General features: G+C 54.0%; 18 protein-coding genes. 9 read left to right on the forward strand and 9 right to left on the reverse strand.

Annotated features, from left to right (window positions below):
* Positions 1-475: 475 nt before the first annotated feature.
* Complete coding sequence (locus tag ABDX87_RS09590) at positions 476-802, reverse strand: hypothetical protein (RefSeq protein ID WP_346832647.1); 327 nt, start codon at positions 800-802, stop codon at positions 476-478.
* 682 nt (positions 803-1,484) lie between these two features.
* Here ABDX87_RS09590 and ABDX87_RS09595 point away from each other — a divergent pair.
* Positions 1,485-2,111, forward strand: coding sequence for a recombinase family protein (locus ABDX87_RS09595; RefSeq protein ID WP_346832648.1), 627 nt, complete (start codon positions 1,485-1,487; stop codon positions 2,109-2,111).
* Positions 2,112-2,472: 361 nt separating this feature from the next.
* Here ABDX87_RS09595 and ABDX87_RS09600 read toward each other — a convergent pair whose 3' ends face one another.
* Positions 2,473-3,000 carry a hypothetical protein gene (locus ABDX87_RS09600; protein WP_346832649.1) on the reverse strand — a complete coding sequence of 176 codons (528 nt, stop codon included), beginning with the start codon at positions 2,998-3,000 and terminating at the stop codon, positions 2,473-2,475.
* Entirely contained in the window at positions 2,997-3,947 is a 951-nt protein-coding gene (locus ABDX87_RS09605) for a hypothetical protein (RefSeq protein WP_346832650.1), read from the reverse strand. The genes ABDX87_RS09600 and ABDX87_RS09605 overlap by 4 nt, the downstream gene beginning before the upstream one ends.
* A 389-nt stretch (positions 3,948-4,336) precedes the next feature.
* On the opposite strand from ABDX87_RS09605, the gene ABDX87_RS09610 reads away from it, so the two are divergent.
* The 4 genes from ABDX87_RS09610 (at position 4,337) to ABDX87_RS09625 (ending at position 7,681) form a co-directional block, all read left to right on the forward strand.
* Entirely contained in the window at positions 4,337-6,112 is a 1,776-nt protein-coding gene (locus tag ABDX87_RS09610; RefSeq protein ID WP_346832651.1) for an NACHT domain-containing protein, read from the forward strand.
* A 301-nt stretch (positions 6,113-6,413) separates the two neighbouring features.
* On the forward strand, positions 6,414-6,677 hold the full coding sequence (locus ABDX87_RS09615) for an EI24 domain-containing protein (protein ID WP_346832652.1): 264 nt from the start codon (positions 6,414-6,416) through the stop codon (positions 6,675-6,677).
* Between the two features lie 191 nt (positions 6,678-6,868).
* On the forward strand, positions 6,869-7,165 hold the full coding sequence (locus ABDX87_RS09620; protein WP_346832653.1) for a hypothetical protein: 297 nt from the start codon (positions 6,869-6,871) through the stop codon (positions 7,163-7,165).
* A gap of 36 nt (positions 7,166-7,201) precedes the next feature.
* Entirely contained in the window at positions 7,202-7,681 is a 480-nt protein-coding gene (locus tag ABDX87_RS09625; protein WP_346832654.1) for a hypothetical protein, read from the forward strand.
* Between the two features lie 47 nt (positions 7,682-7,728).
* Here the strand turns inward: ABDX87_RS09625 and ABDX87_RS09630 are convergent, their stop codons facing one another.
* Entirely contained in the window at positions 7,729-8,172 is a 444-nt protein-coding gene (locus ABDX87_RS09630; protein WP_346833479.1) for a flagellar protein FlhE, read from the reverse strand.
* Between the two features lie 300 nt (positions 8,173-8,472).
* On the opposite strand from ABDX87_RS09630, the gene ABDX87_RS09635 reads away from it, so the two are divergent.
* Complete coding sequence (locus ABDX87_RS09635; protein ID WP_346832655.1) at positions 8,473-9,639, forward strand: glycosyltransferase family 4 protein; 1,167 nt, start codon at positions 8,473-8,475, stop codon at positions 9,637-9,639.
* Between the two features lie 196 nt (positions 9,640-9,835).
* On the opposite strand, the gene ABDX87_RS09640 is transcribed toward ABDX87_RS09635, so the two are convergent.
* From ABDX87_RS09640 to ABDX87_RS09650, 3 genes are all read right to left on the reverse strand, one after another.
* A complete protein-coding gene (locus ABDX87_RS09640; RefSeq protein ID WP_346832656.1) occupies positions 9,836-10,939 on the reverse strand; it encodes an NADH:flavin oxidoreductase in 1,104 nt (367 codons plus the stop codon).
* Positions 10,940-11,230: 291 nt separating this feature from the next.
* The gene (locus tag ABDX87_RS09645) at positions 11,231-11,713 is read right to left on the reverse strand and encodes a glutathione peroxidase (RefSeq protein WP_346832657.1); all 483 of its coding nucleotides are present in this window, start codon (positions 11,711-11,713) and stop codon (positions 11,231-11,233) included.
* 134 nt (positions 11,714-11,847) lie between these two features.
* Positions 11,848-12,333, reverse strand: coding sequence for an FKBP-type peptidyl-prolyl cis-trans isomerase (locus ABDX87_RS09650; RefSeq protein WP_062386835.1), 486 nt, complete (start codon positions 12,331-12,333; stop codon positions 11,848-11,850).
* 92 nt (positions 12,334-12,425) lie between these two features.
* Here ABDX87_RS09650 and ABDX87_RS09655 point away from each other — a divergent pair, with 92 nt between their 5' ends.
* The 3 genes from ABDX87_RS09655 to ABDX87_RS09665 all read left to right on the forward strand — a co-directional run bounded on the left by ABDX87_RS09655 (position 12,426) and on the right by ABDX87_RS09665 (position 15,819).
* Entirely contained in the window at positions 12,426-12,665 is a 240-nt protein-coding gene (locus tag ABDX87_RS09655) for a DUF3565 domain-containing protein (RefSeq protein WP_346832659.1), read from the forward strand.
* Between the two features lie 76 nt (positions 12,666-12,741).
* Positions 12,742-14,835, forward strand: coding sequence for a phosphate acetyltransferase (gene pta, locus ABDX87_RS09660; RefSeq protein ID WP_346832660.1), 2,094 nt, complete (start codon positions 12,742-12,744; stop codon positions 14,833-14,835).
* Between the two features lie 84 nt (positions 14,836-14,919).
* Positions 14,920-15,819: an acyltransferase gene (locus ABDX87_RS09665; RefSeq protein WP_346832661.1), complete on the forward strand. Its 900-nt coding sequence runs from the start codon at positions 14,920-14,922 to the stop codon at positions 15,817-15,819.
* Positions 15,820-15,894: 75 nt separating this feature from the next.
* Here the strand turns inward: ABDX87_RS09665 and ABDX87_RS09670 are convergent, their stop codons facing one another.
* Together ABDX87_RS09670 and ABDX87_RS09675 are read right to left on the reverse strand one after the other, a co-directional pair.
* A complete protein-coding gene (locus ABDX87_RS09670) occupies positions 15,895-16,593 on the reverse strand; it encodes an OmpA family protein (RefSeq protein ID WP_346832662.1) in 699 nt (232 codons plus the stop codon).
* Positions 16,594-16,717: 124 nt separating this feature from the next.
* Complete coding sequence (locus tag ABDX87_RS09675; RefSeq protein WP_346832663.1) at positions 16,718-17,362, reverse strand: MBL fold metallo-hydrolase; 645 nt, start codon at positions 17,360-17,362, stop codon at positions 16,718-16,720.
* Positions 17,363-17,612: the final 250 nt, after the last annotated feature.

Consider the following 17,612-nt stretch of genomic DNA (forward strand, 5'->3'; position numbering starts at 1 on the left):
GACATCTTCAGCGGAGCCCACCTACATGGTGGGCTTTTGCGTTGGCTCAGAGGATATCCAGTTGCCACATCCCCTGCAACCGTTCTGTGAGCCCCGCCATCAAATTTTCTTCTTAAGGGTATCCTCGCAGCATACCCTGAACCCCAAAGGGCCTCATAAGGCCCTTAAGAGGCCCTAAAGAGGCCCTCAAAACCCAGCACCCACCGCCGTTTAAAATCACAGATGAAATCGCTTGTGAAAAGAAAACATGAGCGGAAATTGAAGCCAAACCCTACATCTAGCGTTAAAGCAGGTACGGCAGACACAAGATAATGTGTTTGGCACAGCAAACGCCAGCCACAGCCTGTGGATAAAGCTGTGCGAAATGGGGATATCGTTTGCAGCCTTCGCAACCGCTGGGCTGGGATCTCGTCGAAGTCGTTGATCTAATTTCATGCCTGAAGCTGACGATTGCCGCCAGCCTCTTCAGATAACGTCAAGTTTGCCCTGTCGAATCTGGCTCAGGCTTACGCCTCGCGAAGTGACCAATCTTCGCCGCCGCCTCCAATCCTTCCTTTAAGTAGATGTCTGAAAGCTGCCATCTCACCTTCTCGTGCTCTCGCTTCAGTGCAGCAAGTTCGTCCGACATGCTTGCATTCATGCGCACAAGCTTGGCGACATTCTTCCTGGATTGCCTTACCTCAAGCCATGCATCGTCTAGCTCGTCAATGAGTAATTTGCATTGCTGCTTATAGGCTTCGAGTAGGGAAGGCACGCCTAGGTCGAAAGCAGAATCGTCAGAAGGTAGCTTGTTTTCAGTCATAGTGATGCCACTCAAAGGAGTACATTTGTTCTCCTCGCAGAGTAGAGGCGACCACTGTATGAATCAACAGCGTTCTGATGAAGTGAGCAGTGACGAGGCCCGACACGAGAGCGGTTAATTGCAAAATGACGAGTCTAGCCGCCCCAAATCAACGACTTGTGAGGGCGCAATCTAATGGGGAGAAATTGGGATATGAATCCTCACTCATCCTCTAAGACCATCGAGGATGTCATGCAGCGCTATCCAAGGCAGGAGGTGATCTGGTTCTGCCTTGCACTCATGAGCGTGGGAGAATTGCTTCTCGCAGTCCTCCAACGCTTGGCTCTCCATGCAACTCGTGCAGACCACGCGTCCGGCAACGATCATCCACCGGGCGCTCCAGCGCTCAATCCGTCGTTCACTGTCCATTGTGTCAATTCCTTCCGGGTGGGGGGGCGTCCATATACCTTACGACCAGACGTAAGCTTAGCGGAACCCTCAAAACCATAACCTCGAACGAGGGTTGGCCCCTCTGGGGTTAATCCATTCTCGCTCTACCCCAGTGGTTCGCCGCTATCAGAGAACTAGACCTATCTGGTAGCCCGGCACTCAACCCAACTCAGCTCTCAATAAACTATTGCCGATATCTATATGATCGAGCTATCATAAGCCTATCACTATAGATGACAAAGGATAAAAACCGATGTACACCCACCTCTACCTGCGAGCATCATTCAAGGATCAGGACGCAAACCGGGCCAAGGTGGCACTTGAGCAGTTCGCCGTCGAGAAGCAGTTAGAGGTCGTGGGCATATATGCGGAAAACGTGAGCGGAACGAAGCTGAATCGCCCGGAACTGATGCGACTGCTGAACACGGCTGCCGCTGGTGAAGTGTTGTTGGTTGAATCCGTAGACCGTCTCAGCCGTCTTTCACAGGGCGATTGGGAAGCACTGAAAGCCACCATCAAAACCAAGGGGCTTCGCTTGGTTGTCGCTGATCTGCCTACCAGCCATATGCTGATTCAAGATCAGGGTATCACCGGGCAAATCATGGACGTGGTTAACGGGATGCTCATTGACCTGATGGCGACTATGGCCCGCTTGGATCAAGAGAAGCGGGTGGAGCGAATCCGCCAAGGGCTAGAGAACAAGCGAGCTGCTGAGCCTGACTGGAAACCTGCTGGTAAAGGCAAGAATGTCGTCAAATGGAATGCGGTCAAAGCTCTGATGCAGAAGCACCCAACCATGTCTGCTGATGACATCGCTACGCTTGCCAAATGCGGTGTCGCTACCGTCTACCGCATAAAGCGAGAAATGAGCCTCGCCTAGCATTCCGTAAATCGATATCAGCCGCCTTCGGGCGGCTTTTTCGTGGGCGTGATATTTCAGAATTTCCCGTTTTGTAGATGAACTGGCACAAGAATGGCTCTTAACACCTCTCTACATTGTTCAGCCATCAGCAAATTTCCAGACATGCACATGATATTCCTGTACAGCTTCACTGACCGACGCTGAACAGGGCCGATGGGCGATTCTCAAAATTCTGATTGGAAACGGTTTCGTATACGGCACGACCCGCGACTGCAACCGTATCAGTCCGCAACTACGGACGACTCATGACGCCTATGAAGCCTATGAAGCCTATGAAGCCTGATTGATGCAAATGCATCACGAGAAAGATCACGTTGCTTTATTTACTGTCATCAAGGTGTTCGAACATATCCTGCAGATTTGCTCTTATCAGATAAAGTGTCCAGGCCAACAGGGTGATCGAGCCAGCGGCAAACATCAGGCAAAGCAGAGATGCATAGAAGCTCTCGAACAAGCCAATGGTTAGTTGCATAACTGAAGTTGACAAGCAAGAAAGAATTGTCACGAAAAGCACATTGCTAAGCGCTTGCAGCGGCTCGTATCGACTCAGGGAAGGTTTGGTCATTTTCAACGATTCAAATCGCTTTATATAAGCAGCAGAGTCGTAGACTTCTTTTTTCATATTTACAACTATGAAAGTTTTGAGAGACATCAAAAACCCCCCAAGCGTTAAAAAGCCGGCGAAAAGGCTACCTCTGAGACTGACGGCGTAAAAAGACGAGAAGCTAGAAAACGCCACACACTTGTAGAATACATACATATCACAGATAAACTTAGACGCTATTACGCAACCGAGAGCTGTCAACAGAACTAAAAATACCAAACCCCAGATCAACGCCACTCTCATGACAAATCCGCCATAAATACTTCCGGGTATTCGGACTTGCATATAAGCTTCAGGTATCCAACTACCGCATGACTAGCGAAATCCTCCAGATCCAATCCATCTAATTCTGCAGCCAGAACATCATAATCGTGAAGACCAAAGTTGTCCGGCATATTGACCAGCCGCACAGACATCGGCTCGTCATCATCGTTCAGCACCGTAACTCTGGCGGTGTCCTTCAGGATCTGAGGCAGCATACCTGACACGCCTTCAATGATTTGATCCTTAGTGGATAGCTCATTGAACCTAACACGCTGATGAACCTTAGTGACCAGCCCCTTTAATGGCCTAGCAAAACTGCTTAAAGAGTCTAACGATGCGATGTCGTAGTCGAACGCAACGATCGTTTTGTAGCGATTTAGTATTTCCGGCACATCACCTGCCCTTACTAACAAGTTGAAAATCAAGCCCCCCCGATGGGCTGACCTAATACCTCTGATCAGTTTGCTTTTTTGGCCGCGTTTGACTTCAACCACTGTTTCCGCAGCATTCAGTTGCAATTCTTTAGAAGAGTCTGACAACTCCCTGAACTCACTAGTTAGAAAGCTCCCCATTGTGACTGCTGAGCACGAACCACGATAATACTGATAAAGACCAATACCGTTGCTTTTGTTGACGACAAAGAAATTGAACTCCATAATTCGATCATCGCCGGTCAAGTCCGTAGACTTTATCTTATATTTTCCTGCAACAGACGACATTTTCAAAAAAGACTTTTGATCTTTTGAGGTGACTATCAACCCACATACGAATTCGGCATCTGACTGATCATCTACATACATCATTCGCATGGTGCCAGGCGCCCCCACCTCACCCCCGCTTTTAGCCGCCAAGGAGTCAAACAACACTGCTAGCGGCACGCATTTGTTCTCACTTTCTAATGTGAAGCCGTAGTACGTAACCTGCATATATTAGCTATCCTAATAACTGTGGGGAAAGGCTACACGATCATTGTACTGGAGAATCAATAAATATTCTGCGATAGACGTTGCCCTTGAAGGCACTCGCCGCAAACCACCACTCGTATCACTAGGCTCCAGTGTCGAATCCGTGGGTCATGCTTGCTCGCCGGTCTAGAATTCTCCCTTCAAGCACCCAAGCGTACACCCAGGGTTGCCCGGTTGCCACGCTTGGAATCTGTATTTTGTCGAGCTAGCCGGATCCTAGGCAAATCACGCTACGTCCCATCGGATCTTGACGATATAGGCACATCGAACACTGACGAACAAAGAATGATGGCACTTAGACACTCAAAGCGATATATTTGTATGTCTTTTGAGCCCACAAGGAGTGTTGGATGTTAGCCGAAGCTGCTGTTGCAGGTTTTATCGCGAAGAACTACGATCGGATTATAACCGTTGCTAAGAGTTCTTTTGAAAAATTCGACGAAGATCTTCGCATCAAACTAAAGCTGGCCTATCGTGACTACCTTTCCAATACGATAGCCAAGTATTCAAAATCCAAGTCTTTCTTCATCCGAAATGAGCCGACTTCCCTTTATGATTACTATGTCCCAATCGGGATTTTTGCTAACAACTTAGCGCTTAACGAGCCTAACATATCAAACTGCTTAGAGCTTTCAAAGAGAATCATCATCGCAGGAACCGGCGGAACTGGTAAGTCGATACTGATGAAGCACCTATTCCTAGACTGCATCAGCTCGGAAAGATATGTTCCAATTATGGTTGAACTCAGAGACCTCAACGAAATTGATTCATCGCTAGACTCTTTCATCGAAACCACACTAGCAAACTACGGATTCAACACTACAGGAAGCTTCATAGAAAAAGCGAAAAAGTCAGGACACTTCTGTTTTTTCTTTGACGGCTACGACGAGGTAAACCACAACAAGAGGAAGAAACTGATAAAGGAAATCAAGCAGATATCGGACAAGTATCCCAAGTGCCCTATAATTTTATCATCCCGCCCGGACGAGGCATTCAATGGATTGGAGATATTTTCCATATTCAGCATTCTGCCGATGGACCTTGATACCGCAGTCACCCTTGTGAACAAACTACCTTTTGATCTCGACATTAAAAGCAAGTTTGTTAAAGCACTGCATGACAAATTATACAACGAACATCAATCATTCTTGTCTAACCCTCTCTTACTTTCGATCATGCTGCTAACATATGGAGAAAACTCTGAAATCCCTTCAAAACTGAGTATTTTCTATAATCAAGCTTTTGAAGCATTATTCCGCCGACATGATGCGTATAAGGGAGGCTACAATCGGGTTCGCCTTACGACGTTAGACATCCAAGATTTTTCAAGAGTTTTCAGTCTATTTTCTTTACAAACCTATGAGAAGCGCGAGTTCAAAATGTCTAGAACCGCGTGCATTACCTATATTGAAAAAAGCAGAAAAAGCTTAGGAAAAGACTTCGTCCCTGAGGCATATTTGCAGGACCTACTCACCGCAGCCTGCCTACTAACAGAGGATGGATTAGACGTAGCATTTTCACACCGCTCTTTTCAAGAGTATTTTGTTGCACTCCACATATCCGCAGCGGCCCCGGAAATACAGGAAGCTCTTATACTGAGATATTGGAAGAACATGAAGTCTGACGACGTGATAAAACTCCTCATAGAAATTAACCCTGAACTGGTAGAACGAGTATTACTCATCCCCGAACTGGACAAGCTTTTCAGCAAGCTGAAGGTAAACAAAACCGTTGGCGTCACTCATACCGCAAGATTCTTCAAACAGCAGTTCACACATATTAATATCGAACGTCGCGGGCTAACAGCAACGGCCAAAGATCAAGAGGCGACCGTATTTGATCTAGCCCAGTTTGTAGTACCTCATGGAGGATATATCTTCCCTGACTCAGATGTATTTAAAAGTTTTGATGAAAGAATGGTGGCCACATATGGCAACCCAGAAAAAGGGGTGATAAGATTCCCCACGTCCGGCATGACTTACAATACTCCAATTCTACATGACCTCTTGCATTTTGAAGGAAGATTTTCGATTAAATATTTTCAAGCTTTATTCCAAGGGTACAAAAGATTGAAGCTGAAACACACTAACAGATTAGAAAACCTAGACAAGCTACTTGGAATTTAGCTTACTATCCTCCAGCCTCATAAATATAAGATAGCAACATTTATGAGGCTACCCAGTAAGTTTACCAAGGAGATAGACATTAGGTTTCAGACCTTAGAGATTGCACTCCTGCAACTAGAGTTAAGTGCCAACCCTAGCTTTGCAGATGAACGTAAGCGAGAACATAAGTCGTCAGCCTGGCTCTACCCCCTCACTCAACGATTCGAGATAGCGTCTCAGCGGGGGGGAATGAACTTCATACAGCTTTCCCTCTTGACCACTTAGCTGATACATTTCTCGCTCACTCCCTGGGGAAGGGGCCGTGAAAGACGCGGCTTTCAGACGATATAGCACGCTTTTTCAGTACATCGACTACCCCGCCGACAACCACAAAATGAGCTGGCAAGACATGCTCGCCTGGCTGCGCGCCAAACGCTGGCAGAGCATGAGCTTCGGCGGCATCGTTTATCTGGTGCTGCTGATCCCGGTGGTCAACATCCTGATGATGCCTGCGGCGGTGGCCGGGGCAACCCTGTTCTGGGTGCGGGAGCGAGGGGCGGAGACGCAGGTGGAACGGGTTCGGTAAGCGAATATGGAAAAGGCCTCGATTGAGGCCTTTTTATTGTCAAAACGCTATCCGATCTACCGAGAACGTTCGCAGCATTCTGACAATAGAAAAATCAGGATCAGTCCTACAAAAATCTTCTCTACATCCCACGACCCACCTGTTTGACCATGGACCCACCCACTTCGGTGGCTTTCTTAACCGGGGGTTTCATGTCCATGGAAACAAATCGCATCGATCCTTCGAGTCAACCTGTCCCTACCCCGCTGAAAACAAAAACCAAATCAGATCCCTATGCGCCGCCGTTCATGCAGACACTTGTGCAGGCCATGGAAACGGCAACCTCCAAGACACTGAAAACAGAGCTGGCAAATCTAGCCAGACAGGTCAGAGCCCGTTGTCATGTGAGCCTGGTCGGCCTGAATCCGATGCAAGCCCATTACATCCCCGAAGCTGCGGTACTGGAGCGGATCAGCAAGTCGAGAGTTGTACCTTTCAAGATCGGCTAAAGCCTGCGCACGCACTATCAAACTGAGGAAATATTTATGTTTATTGAGAGCAGCCAACAAACCAGAGACAGCAATAACTTATTAAAAAAAACAAATACGCATAACGCGACCACACCATCGTTTTCAGAAATTCTAGATAGAACACTATCCTCAAGAACCGATTCAGGCCCTCGAAACCTCGCATTTACATGCGCAAAAAACGATATATTGACCATTGCACGGTCCGACCCTGAGGCCGCGAAAAGACTGGCGCATGATTATACATACAACTCTTTAGGATCTCCGCTGCTGGATCTTTCTGACCGGCCCAATATTCGCTACTCTTTAACAGGCGAGCTGGTGACCGCTGAAACAGCGAAATATTTTCAGCAAATCAGCCAGGCGATGCAGAAGCAATGCGAAACCCTTTATCGTCAAGAATTATCCAAAGGAACACCCGCCGTGGAAATTCTTGAAAAAATATTCAGCGTTCACGATGCTATGCCGACTCGTTTCAAAGAAATGCTGGGTATCTGAGAATGATTGTCCCCGCGGTGCATTGCGGGGACAAACCTAGGTTTTCATCACCAATTGACGGTGAGCTTACCTAATAGGCCTGCTACAGGCACCCGGCCCGGATCGGATAGCTTAAGCTCGTAAAAGAACGGCTGCGATGCATGGAACTGAGTGAACGTAGCCTTTGAGCCAACCCGTTGCCGGGAAACATCGATACATCGCGTAGATGTCTGACAGAGATATACTTGGAGCCCCCTCGGCCAGCCGTGCACATTCCAATTCCAACTTATGTTCTTAATAAAGCCTGAGCCAACTCCGGCGGGTACAGGCACGTGAGCAGTATAAACATAGTTTTTCGAGTGCAGCGTTGGTAATTGCACTGTGGACGTGTAGGTACCGGCCAAAGCATGAGATGAAAGAAAAACCGCAGTGGATACAAAACCTGCACGCAGAGCGACACCGTTCAACTTTCTAAAGTTTTTCATTTTTAACCCCTGAATAAACGAACTCATTAATCTAAGAATTAAGATCAAGATTGCTTTATCAGTAAGGCTCTCGCACAACGAGAACGATGACTGATAACCCGACGTTATTCAGGAGAGCTATTGAGTCAACCGAAAACCGCTTAGATAGAACCCTTTCAGAAACGTCTTACATGCCCCTCAGACAAAAAACGAAACGATGAGAACATTTTTTTGCAGACTCACTCCTTACCCCACTACTGGATAGTCATTACAAACAAATCGCCGTTGTCACAAATCCATCACTCAACCGCCATACAAGCGCAACGCCGGCCTCTGAAACTGGGCGTCATGAGTAAATCCCTGCACATCACCCTGATTACCGAAACCTACGCACCCGAGATCAACGGCGTCGCCAATACGCTGAGCAGGTTGTGCGACGGGTTGCGGCTGCGCGGGCATCGGGTGGAGGTGATTCGGCCTCGGCAGAACGACGACGAATTACGCGGGAACGGGGATGATCTGATGCTGTGTCGCGGCTGGCCGATTCCGGGGTATCCGGGGTTGCAATGGGGTCAGTCGTCGATGCACAAGCTGCTGCGTCGCTGGCAGCGCAATCGTCCCGATGTGCTGTACATCGCCACCGAAGGGCCGTTGGGGCTGTCGGCGTTGCGTGCTGCGCGACGGCTGCGCATTGCGATCGTGAGTGGCTTTCACACGAACTTTCAGCAGTACACACGCCAATACGGGCTGGGCTTTATTACCCGTCTGTTGACCTCTTACCTGCGCTGGTTCCACAACCGTTCAAATGCCACGCTGGTGCCCAGCGTCAGCCAGAAGACCGAGCTGGAACGGCGAGGCTTCGAGCGCTTGGCGTTGCTGTCTCGCGGGGTGGATTGTCAGTTATTTCACCCGTCCAGGCGTTCAGCCTTCCTGCGTGAAAGCTGGGGTCTGGAGCCTGGCGACACGGCGGTGCTGCATGTGGGGCGTCTGGCGCCGGAGAAAAACCTGGGTGTGCTCAAGGCTACGTTCGACGCCCTGACCAGCGCCTACCCCGACAAGAGACTCAGGCTGGTGATCGTCGGCGACGGTCCGGTGCGCGCCACGCTGCAGGAGCAACTGCCTGACGCCATCTTTTGTGGCACACAGCGCGGCGAGGCCCTGGCCACCCATTACGCATCGGGCGATCTGTTTCTGTTCCCAAGCATGACCGAGACCTTCGGCAACGTGGTCCTGGAGGCCTTGGCGTCCGGGCTGGGTGTCGTGGCGTACGACGAAGCCGCAGCGGCCCAGCATATCCGTCACGGGCACAACGGCGCCGTCGCAATGTCCGGCGATGAAGAAGGCTTTATCGACGCCGCGCGCTGGATGCTCGAAGACGACGAGAACCTGCGGCGCGTTCGTCTGAACGCGCGGCAACACGCCAGCCGTCAGGGTTGGGCCGGAATCATCGACTCGTTTGAAAACTATTTGCGCGCCGCGAGCGAGACGGGCGACGGGGTGGTGTTGGGGGTGTGATGCCATCGTCTGGCAAACATCGTACCTGTGGGAGTGAGCTTGCTCACGAAGGCGAAGTGTCAGCCCACATCGGGGTACCTGATCTACCGCATTCGTGAGCGAGCTCACTCCCACAGGGATTGCATTCATTCAGCCAGGCCACCGGGGTTATTCAGCAACCGGCGGCCGGGCTTCTCTTTGAAAAGAAGACGTCGGATTACTCCAGCTTGCCCAGCGCATCGCGGCTGAACGGCAGGATGTCTTCCTCGCGACCGTCACGCACTTTCACGGCCCAATCCGGATCGACCAGCAGCGCGCGACCGACCGCCACCAGGTCGAACTCGTCATCGCCCAGACGCTTGAGCAGGTTCTCAAGGCTTGCCGGTTGCGCGACTTTGTCGGTCTTGACCATGAACTGCAGGAACTCGCCATCCAGGCCGACGCTGCCGACGGTGATCGTCGGTTTGCCGGTGAGCTTGCGCGTCCAGCCCGCCAGGTTGAGGTCGGAGCCTTCGAACTCCGGCTCCCAGAAACGACGCGTCGAGCAGTGGAAAATGTCTACGCCTGCGTCGGAAAGCGGCTTAAGGAAGGCCGCCAGTTCGTCCGGCGTTTGCACCAGACGTGCGGTGTAGTCCTGCTGCTTCCACTGCGAGAAACGGAAGATGATCGGGTAATCGGGCCCGACCGCTGCGCGCACGGCCTTGATCAACTCGATGGCGAAACGCGACCGCTGGGCCAGATTGCCGCCGTATTCGTCGGTGCGCTGGTTGGTGCCTTCCCAGAAGAACTGGTCGACCAGGTAGCCGTGGGCACCGTGGATTTCAACGCCGTCCATGCCGATGTCCTTGGCATCTTTTGCCGCTTGGGCAAACGCAGCGATGACATCGTCGATGTCTTGCTTGCTCATGCCGTGCACGACGACGTTGCCATCCTTCAATTTTTCAGTTGGGCCGTACGCTGGCACCGTGCCGTCTGGCTCGGTGCCGAGACGGCGCACGGCACCCACGTGCCACAACTGAGGAACGATCTTCCCGCCTTCGGCATGGACTGCATCGACCACTTTTTTCCAGCCGGCAAGCGCGGCTTCGCCGAAAAACTGTGGGACGTTCGGATAGCCGTTGGACGCCTTGTGCCCGACGGTGGTGCCTTCGGTGATGATCAAGCCGACACCGGCAGCCGCACGACGACGGTAATACTCGATGACCTTGGCATTCGGCACGCCACCGGGCGAGAACGAACGGGTCATCGGCGCCATCACCACGCGCGTCGGTAATTCCAGGCTGCCCATGTGAAAGGGTTTGAACAAGGCTCTGACTGGCATGCAAGCGTCCTCGGCATCGGAAAATATTATGAAGGTCATACAGAATGAGCTGAACGCACCTCAATGCGAAGCACTATTGATTGCAGTGATTAAGGCTTAAAAGCAGGGGTGGATAGGTGAGTCTCGGATGATGGGCCAAGCAAATCAGCTGTGGGAGCGAATTCATTCGCGAGCCGTCGGTACAGCCGACAAAGCCTTGCTGAATGCGCCACCGATCGCGAATGAATTCGACCCACAAGAAATTCAGGGTTTACGTGAGCGCGTGGTAGACGGCTGCATCGAAGGGCGGCTTCAGTGAAGCGCTTTCTCAATTGCCTGAATGACCGCAGGATCATCCGGCGTCGTACGCGGCGAGAAGCGCGCCAGAACGCGACCGTCCTGACCCACGAGAAATTTTTCGAAGTTCCAGGTGATGTCTCCCGGAAATTCGGCGCCTTCGCCCGCCAGCATCTGATACAGCCTGTGACGATGAGGGCCGTTCACTTCAAGCTTGTCGCCCAGCGGAAAGGTCACGCCGTAGTTCAACGAGCAGAACGCCTGGATCTCTTCCTGAGTGCCCGGTTCTTGTCCGGCAAACTGATTGCAAGGCAGGCCCAGCACGCTGAAGCCTCTGTCCTTGTACTTCTGATAGAGGTTTTCAAGCGCGGCGTATTGAGGCGTGAGGCCGCATTTGGACGCCACATTGACCACCAGGACCACTTTGCCTTTGAGTGGCGCGAGAGGCAGTTCCTGGCCATCCAGAGCTTTTAATTTCAGGTCGTGAAATATACTCATGACGAACTCCCCTACTCACCATACAGAAAACAGCCTTGGCCGAAAAAGGCGCCCTGTCAGGCTGCGAAAACAAAATGTTTTTTCGCAAAGCCCGCGAGGACGCCTGGCCAGCTAATTGAGCTTAGCAGGACAAATCAGTGGTGATGGCCACCTTCGCCATGCACGTGGCCGTGGGCCATTTCTTCTTCGCTGGCATCACGGATGGCAACGATCTTGACCTGGAAATTCAGGCGCTGACCGGCCAGAGGATGGTTGCCGTCGACAGTGACGTCGTCGCCGTCCAGATCACGAATGGTGACGATCTGCATCTGGCCATCGGGCGCGGAAGCGTGGAACTGCATGCCGACTTCCAGTTCGTCGACACCTTCGAACATGCTGCGATTCAGGGTGCTGACCAGTTCGGCCGAGTATTCGCCGTAGGCGTCTTCAGGCTCGATGGAGACTTTCAGCTCGTCGCCGATGTCCTTGCCTTCCAGTGCCTTTTCCAGACCCGGAATGATGTTACCTGCGCCTTGCAGGTAAACCAGCGGCGCGCCGCCGGCAGAACTGTCGATGACCTCACCAGCGTCATTGGTCAGGGTATAGTCAATGGAGACAGCCTTGTTGGCGGCGATCGGCATGGGGCGAGACCTTTTGCAAATAGAGATATGAGCGAACAAGTCTAACCAAGCACTCGCGCGAAAGCGAACGCAACTCAGACGGACGGCCCCGATTGCACGACCCCACTTTGCCTGGAAGCGACACCACGATTATCGGCTTTCGCCAGGACGAAGACGGTCACTGGATTGCCGAGCTGTCCTGCGGCCACACCCAGCACCTGCGCCATCAGCCTCCGTGGCAGTCACGGCCCTGGGTGCTGGATGCCGCAACGCGTCAGGAAAAAATAGGTCAATCCTTTCGTTGCGGCTGGTGTGCGCAAGCGGCAGATAACGATAACCTTGTGCCCCGTTGAGACGCTGCGACTGAACAGCGTCCTGTTTCATCCGGTCCATCACGGCCTTTGCACTGCTCATTTTCGAGAAGCCCGCATGCAGACTTTCTTTATCGCGCCCACAGACTTCGGTGTGGGTTTGACGTCCATTAGCCTCGGGCTGGTGCGTACCCTGGAGCGCGCCGGACTCAAAGTCGGTTTTTTCAAACCCATCGCCCAGCCTCATCCCGGCGATCTGGGTCCAGAGCGCTCGACCGAACTGGTCGCCCGGACCCACGGCCTCAAGCCGCCCAAGCCGCTTGGCCTGGCCCATGTCGAACGCATGCTTGGCGAAGGCCAGCTCGATGAGCTGCTGGAAGAGATCATCAACCTGTACCAGGAGGCCTGTGTAGGTCGTGACGTGGTGATCGTCGAAGGCATGGTGCCGACCCGCAGCGCCAGTTACGCAGCGCGGGTCAACCTGCACATGGCCAAGGCGCTGGATGCGGACGTGATCCTGGTGTCGGCGCCGGAAAACGAGGTGCTGACCGAACTGTCCGGGCGTGTCGAGTTGCAGGCGCAGATGTTCGGTGGCCCGAAAGACCCGAAAGTGCTGGGCGTGATCCTCAACAAGGTGCGCACCGACGAGAGCATGGAGGTCTTCTCGGCGCGACTCAAAGAGCATTCGCCGCTGTTGCGCAGCGGCGATTTCCGCTTGCTGGGCTGCATTCCGTTCCAGGCCGACCTGAATGCTCCACGCACCCGTGATGTGGCGGATTTGCTCGGGGCTCAGGTGATCAACGCCGGTGATTACGAACAGCGGCGTATGTCCAAAATCATCATCTGCGCGCGTACGGTGCTCAATACGCTGCAACTGCTCAAACCGGGTGTGCTCGTGGTGACACCGGGTGACCGGGACGACATCATCCTGGCCGTCAGCCTGGCGACCTTGAATGGCGTGCCGCTGGCCGGTCTGTTGCTGACCAGCGACACCCTGCCCGACCCGCGCATCATGGACCTGTGCCGTGGCGCGTTGCAGGCGGGGTTGCCGGTGTTGTCGGTCAGCACCGGCTCTTACGACACCGCCAACCAGCTGAATCAGTTGAACAAGGAAATCCCGATCGACGACCGCGAGCGGGCGGAAATCATTACCGACTTCGTCGCCAGCCACCTGGACGCCAACTGGCTGCACCAGCGTTGCGGCACACCACGCGAAATGCGGCTGTCCCCGGCGGTGTTCCGCTATCAGCTGATTCAACGCGCGCAAGCCGCAAACAAGCGCATTGTGCTGCCAGAAGGCGCAGAACCCTTGACCGTACAAGCCGCCGCCATTTGCCAGGCCCGGGGTATCGCGCGTTGCGTGCTGCTGGCCAAACCGGAAGACGTGCACGCCGTTGCCCGCGCGCAAGGCATCGAGCTGCCGCCGGGCCTTGAGATTCTCGACCCTGAGCTGATTCGCGAGCGCTATGTGGCGCCGATGGTCGATCTGCGCAAGAACAAAGCCCTCAACGCCCCCATGGCTGAGCAGCAACTGGAAGACCCGGTGGTGATCGGGACCATGATGCTGGCGCTCGATGAAGTCGACGGTCTGGTGTCCGGCGTCATTCATTCCACCGCCAACACCATCCGGCCGGCGCTGCAACTGATCAAGACCGCGCCGGGCTGCACGCTGGTGTCGTCGGTGTTCTTCATGCTGTTCCCCGAGCAGGTGCTGGTGTATGGCGACTGCATCATGAACCCGCATCCGACCGCCCAGGAACTGGCCGAAATCGCCGTGCAGAGCGCTGACTCCGCGGTTGCGTTCGGCTTGTCGCCACGTGTGGCGATGATCAGCTACTCCAGCGGTAATTCGGCCAGTGGCGAGGAAGTGGAAAAAGTGCGTGAAGCCACGCAACTGGCGCAGGAAACCCAACGCAACCTGTTGATCGACGGTCCGCTGCAGTACGATGCCGCCGCCAACGAGAACGTGGCTCGGCAGTTGGCCCCGAACAGCCCTGTGGCTGGCCGTGCCAACGTGTTCGTGTTTCCGGACCTGAATACCGGCAACACGACCTACAAGGCGGTGCAACGCAGTGCGGACTGCGTGAGCCTCGGCCCGATGCTGCAAGGTCTGCGCAAACCGGTGAATGACCTGCCGCGTGGCGCCCAGGTCGATGACATCGTGTACACCATCGCGCTGACTGCAATTCAGGCGGCGACTCTGCCGCAATAAATGTCGGCCTGAAACATCGTCCACTCACAATAACGCCGCCGGGAACCCACCGGCGGCTGTCTTACCTTCGGAGTTCGATCCACCATGGATTTCTTGCCCGCCCCTTTGCGCGGCGTCATCGCCTCGCTGCTGTTGGCGCTCAACACGATTGTCTGCTGCACGCCGCTGTTCATCGTCGCGATCTTCAAACTATGCCTGCCCTTCCCCGCCGCACAGAAAGTCACTGACTGGCTGATGAGCCACATTCACGAAGCCTGGATCAGCAACAACAATGCCTGGATGAACCTGCTCGGCCATACCCGCTGGCACCTCAGCGGCCTGGAAGGTCTGGATTATCAGCATTCGTATCTGGTCACCAGCAACCATCAGAGCTGGGTCGACATCATGGTGCTGCAGTACGTGCTCAACCGTCGCATTCGCCCGCTGAAGTTCTTTCTCAAACAAGAGCTGATCTGGGTGCCGGTGATCGGGCTGGCCTGGTGGGCGTTGGGCTTCCCGTTCATGAAGCGCTACACCAAGGCGTATCTGGCCAAACACCCGGAAAAGAAAGGCAAGGATCTGGAAACCACCCGCCGCACCTGTGCGAAGTTCCGCAACAACCCGGTGGGAATTTTCAACTTCGTCGAGGGGACGCGCTTCACCAAGGGCAAACATGCCCAGCAGCAGTCGCCCTTCCGCTACCTGCTGAAACCCAAGGCCGGTGGCATCGCGTTCGTGCTGGACGCCATGGGCGAGCAGCTGGAGTCGATCGTCAACGTAACCATTCATTACCCAGCGGGCCAGCCGGGCTACTGGGACTTGCTGTGCGGCAAGGTGCGTGAAGTGGTCGCGCACTTCGAAGAAGTGCAGATTCCGCCGCAGTTCATTGGCAAGAGTTACGACCAGGACGATGCGTATCGCCTGGAATTCCAGCAGTGGATCAACCGCCTGTGGGAAGAAAAAGATGCGCTGCTGACGCGGATGCATGAGCAGTATCCACGCTGAGTCCTTATCCGCTCCCCACAAAAAAACCGGCATCAGGCCGGTTTTTTTGTGAGGAGCGGATGTTACGCCATCCGCTTATTGCTGCTGATACTGCTGGCCCGGAATCGGCTTGAGGTTGACCTCTACACGACGGTTCTGGGCGCGGCCGTTGACGTCGGCGTTGCTGGCGATCGGCGAGTCAGGACCGGCACCACGCACCGACAGGTGAGAGGCATCGACGCCTTGAGACGTCAGATAAGTCGCTACGCTCTGTGCGCGCTGTTGCGACAGGTCCATGTTGTGCTGACGGCTGCCGGTGCTGTCGGTGTAGCCAACAATCTCGATCACGTTCTGGTTGTACTGCTTCAGCGAGCCCGCCAGGTTGTTCAGCGGGGCATAGAAGCTGCTGGCGATCGCCGACGAATCGGTGGCGAAGGTAATGTTACCCGGCATCACCAGCTTGATGGTGTCGCCCTGACGCTGCACTTCAACGCCCGTATTGGCCATGCTGGCACGCAGCGCGGCTTCCTGTTTGTCAGCGTAGTAACCGTAACCGGCCGAAGCCGCGCCCACCACGGCAGCGCCGATCAGCGCGCCCTTGCCACGGTTGTTATGGTCGATGGCGGCACCGGCGACGGCACCGGCCAGCGCACCCAGACCACCGTATTTGGCAGTCTTGCTGATACCGCCGGAATTCTGTGCCTGCCCCTGATTGTCATAAGGATTTTGCGATGCGCAGCCCGAGAGCACGGCAAGTGCGGTGGCGGCGATGATCAAACGGCGAAAGGTGAACATCAAGGAGAGCTCCTGTTTTGCTTTTCTGTGGCGTGACGCTGTCAATGGAGTGACAAAGCCCCGGCCATGCAGGCGATTAGAGCACGACACCCGTTAAAAATTCCTTAACCGAACCTGAACAGTCCTACGCCCGGACGAAAGGGTTCTCACGCATCTCATCGCCCAGCCGCGTATCGGGTCCATGCCCCGTCACCACCGTTGCCTCCTCGTCCAGCGTGTACAGCCGCTCCTTGATCGAACGCACAATCGTCGCCTGATCCCCGCCCCACAAATCCGTTCGCCCAACGCCACGCTTGAACAGCGTGTCGCCCGCGATCAACAGCTTGGCGTCCTCGAACCAGAAAGACATCGACCCCGGCGTATGACCCGGCGTGTGCAAGGCCACTCCGCATCCGCACGCCAGTTCCTCGTCGTCCGCAAGCCAGCGATCCGGCGACGGTACCGGCACATACGGCACACGAAACACCTGACACTGGGTTTCGAGGTTATCCCACAGAAACTGATCCTCTTTATGCAGGTGCAACGTCGCCCCGGTCTTCTCCTTCAACTGCCCCGACGCCAGAAAATGATCCAGATGTGCATGGGTATGAATGATGCTCACCACCTTCAAACCGTGGGCCTCGAGCTTGGCGAGGATCAGCTCAGGATTACCGCCTGGATCGACCACAATCGCCTGTTTTGTGACGGGATCGCCGATGATCGTGCAGTTGCACTGCAACGGGCCGACGGGGAAGGTTTCGCGGATGAGGGCAGGTTTGGGCGTTGACATAGAGATCCTGAGCGGTTGGCCGGGCATAAACGCAGGTGGCTGACGAGTGTTCCTATGTTGGCGGTTACCTCATGCCGCAGGCAAATCCCGATGAAGATATATCGTATATACAGACGTCTTCGTCCAGATGCGGCCCAGATCAAGCTCACTCCCACCGGTCTTATGGTCAGCCAGGCATTGGTGCAAAGAATTCAGACCCGTGGGAGCGAGCTTGGTCTGGGCGGCATTCCGACGAATGCTGTCTCGACGA

The sequence above is a fragment of the Pseudomonas abietaniphila genome (genome assembly GCF_039697315.1).
GTDB classification, from domain to species: domain Bacteria; phylum Pseudomonadota; class Gammaproteobacteria; order Pseudomonadales; family Pseudomonadaceae; genus Aquipseudomonas; species Aquipseudomonas abietaniphila_B.

Coding starts and splice junctions, on each gene's coding strand:
- ABDX87_RS09590 (WP_346832647.1), bottom strand. CDS start 802: ATGACTGAAAACAAGCTACCTTCTGACGATTCTGCTTTCGACCTAGGC.
- ABDX87_RS09595 (WP_346832648.1), top strand. CDS start 1,485: ATGTACACCCACCTCTACCTGCGAGCATCATTCAAGGATCAGGACGCA.
- ABDX87_RS09600 (WP_346832649.1), bottom strand. CDS start 3,000: ATGAGAGTGGCGTTGATCTGGGGTTTGGTATTTTTAGTTCTGTTGACA.
- ABDX87_RS09605 (WP_346832650.1), bottom strand. CDS start 3,947: ATGCAGGTTACGTACTACGGCTTCACATTAGAAAGTGAGAACAAATGC.
- ABDX87_RS09610 (WP_346832651.1), top strand. CDS start 4,337: ATGTTAGCCGAAGCTGCTGTTGCAGGTTTTATCGCGAAGAACTACGAT.
- ABDX87_RS09620 (WP_346832653.1), top strand. CDS start 6,869: ATGTCCATGGAAACAAATCGCATCGATCCTTCGAGTCAACCTGTCCCT.
- ABDX87_RS09625 (WP_346832654.1), top strand. CDS start 7,202: ATGTTTATTGAGAGCAGCCAACAAACCAGAGACAGCAATAACTTATTA.
- ABDX87_RS09630 (WP_346833479.1), bottom strand. CDS start 8,172: ATGAGTTCGTTTATTCAGGGGTTAAAAATGAAAAACTTTAGAAAGTTG.
- ABDX87_RS09635 (WP_346832655.1), top strand. CDS start 8,473: ATGAGTAAATCCCTGCACATCACCCTGATTACCGAAACCTACGCACCC.
- ABDX87_RS09640 (WP_346832656.1), bottom strand. CDS start 10,939: ATGCCAGTCAGAGCCTTGTTCAAACCCTTTCACATGGGCAGCCTGGAA.
- ABDX87_RS09645 (WP_346832657.1), bottom strand. CDS start 11,713: ATGAGTATATTTCACGACCTGAAATTAAAAGCTCTGGATGGCCAGGAA.
- ABDX87_RS09650 (WP_062386835.1), bottom strand. CDS start 12,333: ATGCCGATCGCCGCCAACAAGGCTGTCTCCATTGACTATACCCTGACC.
- pta (WP_346832660.1), top strand. CDS start 12,742: ATGCAGACTTTCTTTATCGCGCCCACAGACTTCGGTGTGGGTTTGACG.
- ABDX87_RS09665 (WP_346832661.1), top strand. CDS start 14,920: ATGGATTTCTTGCCCGCCCCTTTGCGCGGCGTCATCGCCTCGCTGCTG.
- ABDX87_RS09670 (WP_346832662.1), bottom strand. CDS start 16,593: ATGTTCACCTTTCGCCGTTTGATCATCGCCGCCACCGCACTTGCCGTG.
- ABDX87_RS09675 (WP_346832663.1), bottom strand. CDS start 17,362: ATGTCAACGCCCAAACCTGCCCTCATCCGCGAAACCTTCCCCGTCGGC.